Annotated in this window: 8 protein-coding genes and 2 pseudogenes; 4 read left to right on the top strand and 6 right to left on the bottom strand. The window is 74.9% G+C overall.

Translation table 11 applies throughout. From position 1 onward, the window contains the following. From V7793_RS28100 to V7793_RS28075, 6 genes and pseudogenes are all read right to left on the bottom strand, one after another. Positions 1 to 962, bottom strand: a pseudogene (locus tag V7793_RS28100) (hypothetical protein); the annotation flags it as partial. A 30-nt stretch (positions 963 to 992) separates the two neighbouring features. Then, positions 993 to 1,928 carry a hypothetical protein gene (locus V7793_RS28095; RefSeq protein WP_336011422.1) on the bottom strand — a complete coding sequence of 312 codons (936 nt, stop codon included), beginning with the start codon at positions 1,926 to 1,928 and terminating at the stop codon, positions 993 to 995. A gap of 297 nt (positions 1,929 to 2,225) precedes the next feature. Then, on the bottom strand, positions 2,226 to 3,749 hold the full coding sequence (locus V7793_RS28090; protein WP_336011419.1) for a hypothetical protein: 1,524 nt from the start codon (positions 3,747 to 3,749) through the stop codon (positions 2,226 to 2,228). Between the two features lie 68 nt (positions 3,750 to 3,817). Then, the gene (gene pcp / locus V7793_RS28085) at positions 3,818 to 4,462 is read right to left on the bottom strand and encodes a pyroglutamyl-peptidase I (RefSeq protein WP_336011416.1); all 645 of its coding nucleotides are present in this window, start codon (positions 4,460 to 4,462) and stop codon (positions 3,818 to 3,820) included. 38 nt (positions 4,463 to 4,500) lie between these two features. Continuing rightward, positions 4,501 to 5,469 carry a DUF979 domain-containing protein gene (locus V7793_RS28080; RefSeq protein WP_336011414.1) on the bottom strand — a complete coding sequence of 323 codons (969 nt, stop codon included), beginning with the start codon at positions 5,467 to 5,469 and terminating at the stop codon, positions 4,501 to 4,503. Beyond that, the gene (locus V7793_RS28075) at positions 5,466 to 6,173 is read right to left on the bottom strand and encodes a DUF969 domain-containing protein (RefSeq protein WP_336011412.1); all 708 of its coding nucleotides are present in this window, start codon (positions 6,171 to 6,173) and stop codon (positions 5,466 to 5,468) included. The genes V7793_RS28080 and V7793_RS28075 overlap by 4 nt, the downstream gene beginning before the upstream one ends. A gap of 103 nt (positions 6,174 to 6,276) precedes the next feature. Here V7793_RS28075 and V7793_RS28070 point away from each other — a divergent pair, with 103 nt between their 5' ends. The 4 genes and pseudogenes from V7793_RS28070 to V7793_RS28055 form a co-directional block, all read left to right on the top strand. Beyond that, on the top strand, positions 6,277 to 6,936 hold the full coding sequence (locus tag V7793_RS28070; RefSeq protein ID WP_336011409.1) for a GntR family transcriptional regulator: 660 nt from the start codon (positions 6,277 to 6,279) through the stop codon (positions 6,934 to 6,936). Next, on the top strand, positions 6,933 to 7,706 hold the full coding sequence (locus tag V7793_RS28065; RefSeq protein WP_336011406.1) for a LamB/YcsF family protein: 774 nt from the start codon (positions 6,933 to 6,935) through the stop codon (positions 7,704 to 7,706). Before V7793_RS28070 ends, V7793_RS28065 begins: the two co-directional genes overlap by 4 nt. Then, complete coding sequence (locus V7793_RS28060; RefSeq protein ID WP_336011403.1) at positions 7,703 to 8,350, top strand: 5-oxoprolinase subunit B family protein; 648 nt, start codon at positions 7,703 to 7,705, stop codon at positions 8,348 to 8,350. The genes V7793_RS28065 and V7793_RS28060 overlap by 4 nt, the downstream gene beginning before the upstream one ends. Then, a pseudogene (locus tag V7793_RS28055) lies at positions 8,347 to 8,714 on the top strand (hypothetical protein); the annotation flags it as partial. The gene V7793_RS28060 and the pseudogene V7793_RS28055, both read left to right, overlap by 4 nt.

Genomic DNA, 8,714 nt, shown 5'->3' with positions numbered 1-8,714 from the left:
CGCTCGGAGCCGGCGTGCACGCCGCGGGCCTGCTCGCGCTTGACGGCCGCCTCGGCGATGCGGGACAGCAGGTCGAGGGAGCCGGCGGTGAAGTCCCGCTCGGCGGTGAGCTCGGCGCGGCGGCCGAGCTTGTGGGCGAAGCCGTGCACGAGGTCGGCGAGGCCGTCGGTGTCGCGGGTGTCGGTGACCGCGCGCAGCAGCAGGTCGGTGAAGTCCGAGTCGTTCTTGACGGCGAAGAGGCCGGCGGCCTCGCCCTCGTCGGCGTTCATCTCGCGCTGGTAGCGGAAGAGTTCGGGGTCCAGGCCGAGCTCGCCCAGGTGCTCGTTCCAGCGCTCGTGGATCTCCTCCCAGACCACGTCCAGGTGGGGGTAGGCCTTGCCGGCCTCGGTGAGGGCGTCGCGGAAGCCCTTCATCGTGCGGCGCCGTCCCCGTGCGCCGGAGCTGCCGTCCGCGGCGGAGCGCATCGCGCTGGACTCGGCGACGGGCAGCGCGTCCAGGCTCAGGCCCGGGCCGGGGCGGAAGGAGTACCAGGCCTCGGCGAACTTGCGCGGGTCGTTGGAGACCTGGCGGCCGCGCCACTCGCTGACCTTGCCGACCACGATGGTCTCGCCCGTCAGGACGTGCTGCCACTCCAGGGCCACGTGCCCGCAGTCGTCCGCCAGCAGGAACTTGCGCAGCACGCCGGAGCTGGCGCCGCCCAGGGTGTTGCGGTGGCCGGGCAGCATGACCGAGAAGATGAGCTTGAGGAGGACGGACTTGCCGCCGCCGTTCTCCAGGAAGAGCACGCCGGCCGGGGCGGGGCGGCGCGGCGGGCCGACGGGCTCCTCCTCGAAGAACTCCGCCTGTGTCGGCGCGGGCGTGGGCACGGGCGCGCCCACGCCCCGGAGGTCCAGCACGGTGTCGGCGTAGCGCGCACCGGCGGGCCCGATGGAGTAGAGGCGGACCCGGGACAGCTCGTACATGGCGGACTCTCGTGTGTGGCGGGACGGTGGTCAGGCGGAGTGGCTGTGCTGGTTTTCGAAGAAGGGCAGGCCGGCGTCGGCGACCAGGTCGAGGGCGTCGGCCCCGTCCGGCGGGAGGAGGGTCGCGCTGCCGTCGCCCACGGGCACGACGCCGAGCTCCAGCAGCTCGGTCATGGCGGCGGTGCCGGCCATGTCGCGGACCTGGAGCTGGTAGCGGGCCGTGGTGCGGTAGGCGCCGCCGGCGTCGTCGCCGGTGCGCTGCAGGAAGCCGGAGTCGACGAGGAAGGCGACGGCCTTGGCGATGATGCCCGTGGTGGAGCCGGCGAGGCGGCGGGCGTCCTTGGTGGCGCCGGTCGCGCTGCGGCGTGCGTAGACCCGCCAGGCGGCCTCCAGGCCGGGGGCGTCCGTCGTCGGGTCGGTGTTCTCGCCCTGCTCGGCGGCGCGCTCCTCCAGGCGGCGGCACGCCTGCCGGACGAACGCGTCCACGCCGTTGACCGTGAGCCGGCCGATGTAGCCGTCGTCGGCAAGGTCCTCCGGGCGCGGGAAGGCCAGGGCGGCGACCGCGAGGTGGGCGAGGCCGTGCAGGAAGCGGTCGCCGGAGTCGGCGGTGGCGCGGCGGGCGTAGTCGCCCATGCGGACGGCGAAGACGGAGTCCTCCGCGGCGGTCACCGCCATGCCGGCGCGCGTGGACACCTCCAGGACGATCAGGCCGAGGCCGGCCGCGACGGCGTCCGCGAGGCGCGCGAACGCGGGGTCGTCGCGGTGGCGGCGGAGCAGCTCGGCGTACTCGGCGTCCCGTGCGGGCACGAGCTTGGGCTGCAGCCCGAAGGCGATGAGGCGCGCGGCGTCGGCGGCGTCCGCCGGGGTCACGGTGCCGGTGCCGCTCGCCGCTCGCGCCTCGCCGCTCTCGCCGGGTTCGCCCGCACCGGGCTCATCGGCCGGGGCCTCGGCGTCGTACTCAGTCACGGTGTGCTCCTGCGGATGAGATCTTGCGGTAAGCGCTGCGCTGCGGCTCGGAATCCGGCGCACTTGCGGCCGGTCCGGCACCGCCGGGATACGACGCCGTGGCCGATCGCCGTCGCGGCGGGAGGAAGGGCCCGGCTTCCCGGGCACGCAGGGGCCGCCGTTGCGGCGGCCGACTTCCCCGTGCCGGGGTGCCGGTCGCCACGCGCTCCTCCCCGCCGCAACGGCGAGAAGACGTACGGCGCAGTCCGGCGGTGCCGGGGCGGCCGCAAGTCGCCGGGGGCCGCCGCAGGCGGCCCGTCATGATGCCTCCGCTCGGTCCGCCGCCATTCCGGCCGCGTCCAGGAGGGCCGTGCCGACGATGAGGTCGGCGCCGCCGAATTCGGGGTCGTCGAGGACCGTGCCGTCGTCGACGGCGAAGAGCAGGGACTGCTCGCCCTGGCGGTAGGCCGTGCCGACCGCGGGGCTCGCGGCGTGGACGGCGAGGAGGGCGACGAGGTAGGGCAGTTCGGGGTCGCGGCGGCGGGCCTCGGCGAGGAGGCCGGAGAGGCGCCGCGGGGCGTCGGGCGGCAGGCTGAGCAGCTCCATGGCGCTCGCCAGCTGCTCCTCGCTGAAGCGGCTGTCGTCCGGCGTGGCGATGAGGTCCGGCTCGGGCATCTCCGCCCCGAGGTGCTCGCGCTCGGCGGGCGGGGTCAGCAGCATGTCGACGAGGTCGCCGACGCGGACGGAGACGGGCGTGCGCAGGCCCGTGCCGCGGGCGAAGAAGGCGTCGGTGACGCGCCCGGCCTGCTCCAGCGGCAGCGGCAGCACGGGGGCGAGGAGCTGCCCGTAGAGGTCGAGGCCGGCCCGGCCGGCGGAGGTGGCGAACGCCTGCCGGTCCTGCTCGGCGCGGAACAGCGGGCCGGCCTCCAGCAGGCGGGACTGCAGCTGGGTGTGGCGGCGGATGCAGTCCTTGACGATGTCGACGAGCTCGGCGGCGCGACGCTTGTTCTCGGGCTCCTCGGCCTCGTCGCGCGCCTTGCGGATGTTGGTGAGGATCGCGTTCTCGTGGCGGTAGCGGCCGGCGACGTGGTCGAGCGCTTCGGCGATCATGTCGGGCACGGCGCGCAGCCAGTCGACGGCGCGGACGTTGCGCCGGGTGGCGTCGAGGGTCTTGCGGAGGGTCTCCGCGTACTGCACGGTCCGGTAGCGGGCCTGCTCGGCGGCGAGCTGGGCGTCGGCGAGGCGGCCCCGGCTGATGAGGACCTCCAGCTTCACCTCGGCGGCGATCTGGGCGCTGGTGACGTCGGTGTCGAGGGCGCCGACGAGGACGTTGACGGCCTCGTCGGTGGTGCGGAGGAAGACGGTGCCGCCGGGGCCGGGGACCTCCTCGACGAGCTTGAAGTCGTAGTCGCGGCGGACGTAGACGCCGTCGGCCCCGAAGGTGCCGTAGACGGCGCGGAAGCCGCGGTCGACGCTGCCGACGTTGATGAGGTTCTCCAGCACCCAGCGGGCCACCCGCTCGTGCTCGGCCTGCGGGCGCCCGGGGGCCTGTGCGGCGACGCGCGGCTGCAGGCGGGCCACTATCTGCTCGTGGTCGGCGCCGGTGTCGAAGTCCATGTTGAGCGTGACCAGGTCGATGGCGGCGAGCGCCACCTCCGCCATGGCGTAGACGCCGTACTCGCCCGCGAGGTTGGCCTTGCGCGCGTCCAGGTCGTGCAGCGGCGCGGTGCAGGCGAGCGCGCGCAGGCGGCGGGCCAGGCCCTCGTCGGCGGCCGGGCCCGGGGCCGGCCGCGACGGCCCGTTGAGCTGGGGCGGAGCGGCCGCCGGGGCTGGAGAAGTCACGTCGCACAGAGTAGGCGGTCGCACGGACAACGGACGAAACGGCACGGGCGGAATGTCCCGCCCCGCCCCTAGTGTGTGGCTCCGCCTTCCGCACGGATGTCCGTGGTGCACCCGGCCGCGGTGACGGCGATCACACAGAGTGCCTCGGCGACGGCGGCGACGGGCAGGGAGGGCAGGGCCCGGTCGGTGACCTGCCCGGGGCTGTAGGGGACGTGGACGAAACCGCCCCTCAGCCCGGGCCGTTCGGTGGCGGCGAGGTGCATCAGGCCGTAGAAGACGTGGTTGCAGACGAAGGTGCCGGCGGTCTGGGAGACCGATGCGGGCAGGCCGGCGTCCCGCACGGCGGCGACGCACGCCTTGACGGGCAGGGTGGAGAAGTAGGCGGCGGGGCCGCCGGGGACGACGGGCTCGTCGACGGGCTGCGCGCCGGCGTTGTCGGGGATGCGGGCGTCGTCGATGTTGACGGCGATGCGCTCGACGGTGACGTCGGGGCGGCCGCCCGCCTGCCCCACGCACAGCACGACGTCGGGCACGGTGCGCTCGACGGCCTCCCGCAGGGCGTCGAGGGAGGCGCCGAAGGTGCAGGGCAGCCGGGCGGTGGAGAGGACGATCCCCTCGGGCGGGTTCGCCGCGGCCGCGCGTACGGCCTCCCAGGACGGGTTGAGGGCCTCTCCGTCGAAGGGTTCGAAGCCGGTGAGCAGGACGCGGGTCATGGGGGGTCGTTCCCTTCCCTGGGCCGTCGGACGGCGAATCAGACGGCGAAGAGGTACATGATGGCGATGTTGCAGCCGAGCAGGGCGACGGCCGTGGGAAGTTGCGCCTTGATGGGGCCGTACTGGTCCTTCAGTTCGAGCAGGGCCGCGGGGACGATGTTGTAGTTGGCGGCCATGGGCGTCACGAGCGTGCCGCAGAAGCCGGCGAGCATCCCGATGGCGAGGACGGCCGGGCCGTTGCCGTGTTCCTGGACGACGAGGACCGGCCAGCCGACGGCCGCGGTCATGACGGGGAAGGCGGCGAAGCCGTTGCCCATGACGACGGTGAACAGGAACATCCCGACGCAGTAGACGACGACGGCCAGGAAGAGGGAGCCGTCGGGCAGCACCGCGGTGGTCATCCTGCGGACCTGGTCGCCGACGCCGGCGACGGAGAAGATGGTGCCGAGCGTGGCGAGGAGCTGGGGCAGCAGCATGGCCCAGCCCATCGACTCCAGCATGGACCGCCCGGCGTGCACGGGCGTCGAGATCCGCTTCTCGCGCAGCATCACCATGCCCACCGCGAGGGCGACGACGGCGCCGATGCCGAGCCCGAGGATGGTCTCGCTGCCCTTCTGCAGGACGGGTTCACCGTCCACGGAGAGCTTCTTGACGCCGACCGCGCAGACCAGGGCGACGACGGGGATGGTGAGCGCGGGGACGAAGAGGCGGCTGCCCCACCGCTCGGCCCGCGCCTCCCGCTGCCCGGGCGTCGCCGCGGTCCCCTTGCCGCGGCCGGTGAAGCCGAAGCCCGCGAGGCAGACCATGACGAGGACGGCCGCGCCCAGGGGCTCGGCCGGGGCCGACTTGCCGGCGACCCAGGTGCCGTAGATGAACCCGAGGCCGAGCAGACCCCAGAAGGCGGCGGTGCCGACGCGCTTGGGGTTGGTGCGGTCGGTGAGCATCTGCGCGGCCATCACCAGGAAGATGCCGCCGACCAGCCAGTAGAACCATTCCGCCTTGATCACTTGACGTTCTCCCCGGGCTCGGCGTTCCGGCCGGGCCCGCCGGCCCCCGCGAGCAACTGGCGGTCGAGCCGCAGCAGCCGCCAGCCGTGGACGGCGAGGGCGCACAGGGCCGTGGGAACGGCCCACAGCGCGAGCTGCAGCGGTTCGAGGTGCGTGTGGTACGTGGTGTTGACGAAGCCGGTGATCAGCAGGATCGAGCCGACGGCCAGGAAGACGTCCTCGCCGAAGAAGAGCCCGACGTTGTCCGCGCTCGCGGCGAACGAGCGCACCTTCTCGCGGGCCTTCTCGCCCAGCGGCCCGTGGCGGCGCTCGGCGGCGCCCTCGGCCATGGGCGCGGCGAGCGGCCGCACGGTCTGGGCGTGCCCGAAGACGTTGTTGAGGCCCACGGCGGCCGCGATCTGGCGCAGCAGGAGGTAGAGCGCGAGGAAGCGGCCCGCGGTGAGCCCGGCGAAGCGGGTGATCAGGCGGCGGGCCTGTTCCTGGAGGCCGTGGTGTTCGAGCAGGCCGATGACGGGCAGCGTGATCACGAAGATCGTCACCGAGCGGCTGGAGGCAAACCCGGTGCCGAAGGCGGCCAGGACGCGCTGGGGGGAGAGGCCGCCGAGGAGGCCGGTGACGATGCCGGCGGCCCCGACCACCAGCAGGGGGTTGCGTCTCGTGGCGAAGCCGAGCACGACCACGAGGACGCCCAGGAGAACGATCATGCGCTCCGCCTTCCGGGATCCCGGACGGACCTCACTCGATCAGGTGAGGGGGAATGGCGAGGAGGCTAAGATATTGTTCAACAATTCTCAATAGGTATTGGGGATGACGATGGCCCTGTCCACTGCGCAGCGCGTGGCCGACGTGCTCCGCGACCGCATCGAGGGCGGCGGTCTGCCGCCCGGCACCCGGCTCTCGGAAGAGGCCCTCGGCCGGGACCTCGGGGTCTCGCGCAACACGCTGCGCGAGGCGTTCCGCCTGCTCATCCACGAGAGCCTGGTCGTGCACCGGCTCAACCGCGGCGTCTTCGTCCGCGTCGTCGACGCCGCCGACGTCACCGACATCTACCGCGTGCGCGCCGCCCTGGAGTGCGCCGGTGTCCGGGCCGCCGCGGGGGCCGGACGGCCGCTGCGCGAGGCCGTGACCGCGGCGGTGGACGGGGCCGAGCGCGCCGCCGCCGGGGGCGACTGGCAGGAGGTCGGCTCGGCCGACCTGCGCTTCCACCGCGCGCTGGCCGCCCTGTCCGGCAGCCCGCGCATCGACGCCGCGATGGACCGGCTGATGGCCGAACTGCGCCTGGCCTTCCACGCGATGCCCTCGGCGCACCGCTTCCACGAGCCCTTCCTGGCGCGCAACCGCGCCCTCGCGACGCTCCTGGAGGACGGCGAGTACGGGCGCGCGGAGAGCGAGCTGACCACCTATCTGGACGACGCCCTGGAGCTCATCCTGGGCGCTCTGCGGGAGCGGGAAGGGGAGAACGCATGAACGCCCACGGCACCGCCGTGCTCGACCTCAACGCCGACCTCGGGGAGGGCTTCGGGCGCTGGCGCCTGACCGACGACGAGGCCCTGCTGTCCGTGGTGACGAGCGCGAACGTCGCCTGCGGCTTCCACGCCGGCGACCCCTCCACCATGCGCCGGGTCTGCGAGCGGGCCGCCGAGCGGGATGTGCGCATCGGCGCGCAGGTCTCCTACCGCGACCTGGCCGGCTTCGGGCGCCGCGCCATGGACGTGCCCCCGGACGAGCTCGCCGACGAGATCACCTATCAGATCGGCGCCCTGCGCGCCTTCGCGCGCGCGGCCGGCTCGGACGTCGCCTACGTCAAGCCGCACGGGGCGCTCTACAACCGCACGGTCGCCGACGCCGAGCAGGCCGCGGCCGTCGTCGCCGGGGTGCTGCGCGCGGGCGGGGCCCTGCCCGTGCTGGGCCTGCCGGGCTCCCGGCTGCACGAGGCCGCCGCCGGGGCCGGCCTGCCGGTGGTCACCGAGGCGTTCGCCGACCGCGCCTACACGGCCGCCGGCACCCTGGTGCCGCGCCGGACCCCCGGCGCGGTCGTCCTCGACCCGGACGCCGTCGTCGCCCGCTCCGTGCGGATGGCCCGGGAGGCGGCCGTCACGTCGCTGACGGGCGAGGAGGTCACGGTCCGGGCCCGTTCCCTGTGCCTCCACGGCGACACGCCGGGCGCCGCGGAGCTCGCCCGCCGGGTCCGCGCGGCGCTGGAGGCCGCGGGCGTCCGTCTCGAGGCCTTCGCATGACCGGGCACCGCGCGGACGCCCCGTCGCCCCGCCGCCCCCTGCGCTTCGGCCCGCACGCCCTGCTCGTCGAGGTGGCGGGCACCGAGGAGGCGCAGGCGCTGCACGCCGAACTGCTGCGGCGCCGCGCCGGCGGGACCCTGCCGCCCGTGACCGAGATCGTGCCGGCCGCGCGGACCGTCCTCCTCGACGGCCTGGCCGACCCGCAGGCCCTGGCCGCCGACATCGTGCACTGGGACGTGCCGCCGCTCGCGGCCGCCGGCGGCGAGCCCGTCGTCCTGCCGGTCCGCTACGACGGGGCCGACCTCGCGGAGGTCGCCGCCCTGTGGGGGGTCGCCGAGGACGAGGTCGCCCGCCTCCACTCCGGTCTCGAATTCCGCGTCGCCTTCTGCGGGTTCGCCCCCGGCTTCGGCTATCTGACCGGCCTGCCGGAGCACCTGCACGTGCCGCGCCGGGCCACGCCCCGCACCTCCGTGCCCGCGGGCGCCGTCGGCCTGGCAGGCCCGTACACCGGCGTCTACCCCCGCTCCTCCCCCGGCGGATGGCAGCTCATCGGCCGGACGGACGCGGTCCTGTGGGACGCCGCGCGGGAACCGGCGGCGCTGCTGACCCCCGGCACCCGCGTACGGTTCGAGGTGGCGATATGACCGGGACCGAATCGGACAGCCGGGTGCCCGGAACGGACAGACGCACGTCCGGAACGGACAACCGCCGGGACGGCGGCGCGCCCGCCCTGGCCGTCGTCCGGCCCGGCGCCCTGACGACCGTGCAGGACCTCGGCCGGCCCGGCCACGCGCACCTGGGCGTCGGCCGCTCCGGCGCCCTGGACCGGCCGGCGCACGCGCTCGCCAACCGTCTCGTCGGCAACCCGCCCGGCCGCGCCACGCTGGAGACCACCGTCGACGGCTGCGCCGTGCGCACCGCGGCGGCCGTGACCGTCGCGGTGACCGGCGCCCCCTGCCCGGTGCGGGTCGACGGCCGCCCGGTGGCGTGGGGTGCCGCGGTGCCCGT

Source organism: Streptomyces sp. KLMMK, from assembly GCF_036961605.1.
In the GTDB taxonomy this organism is placed as follows: Bacteria; Actinomycetota; Actinomycetes; order Streptomycetales; family Streptomycetaceae; genus Streptomyces; species Streptomyces telluris.
This window is presented reverse-complemented; position numbering and strand designations above follow the sequence as displayed.

Coding starts and splice junctions, on each gene's coding strand:
- V7793_RS28060 (WP_336011403.1), top strand. CDS start 7,703: ATGACCGGGCACCGCGCGGACGCCCCGTCGCCCCGCCGCCCCCTGCGC.
- V7793_RS28065 (WP_336011406.1), top strand. CDS start 6,933: ATGAACGCCCACGGCACCGCCGTGCTCGACCTCAACGCCGACCTCGGG.
- pcp (WP_336011416.1), bottom strand. CDS start 4,462: ATGACCCGCGTCCTGCTCACCGGCTTCGAACCCTTCGACGGAGAGGCC.
- V7793_RS28070 (WP_336011409.1), top strand. CDS start 6,277: ATGACGATGGCCCTGTCCACTGCGCAGCGCGTGGCCGACGTGCTCCGC.
- V7793_RS28075 (WP_336011412.1), bottom strand. CDS start 6,173: ATGATCGTTCTCCTGGGCGTCCTCGTGGTCGTGCTCGGCTTCGCCACG.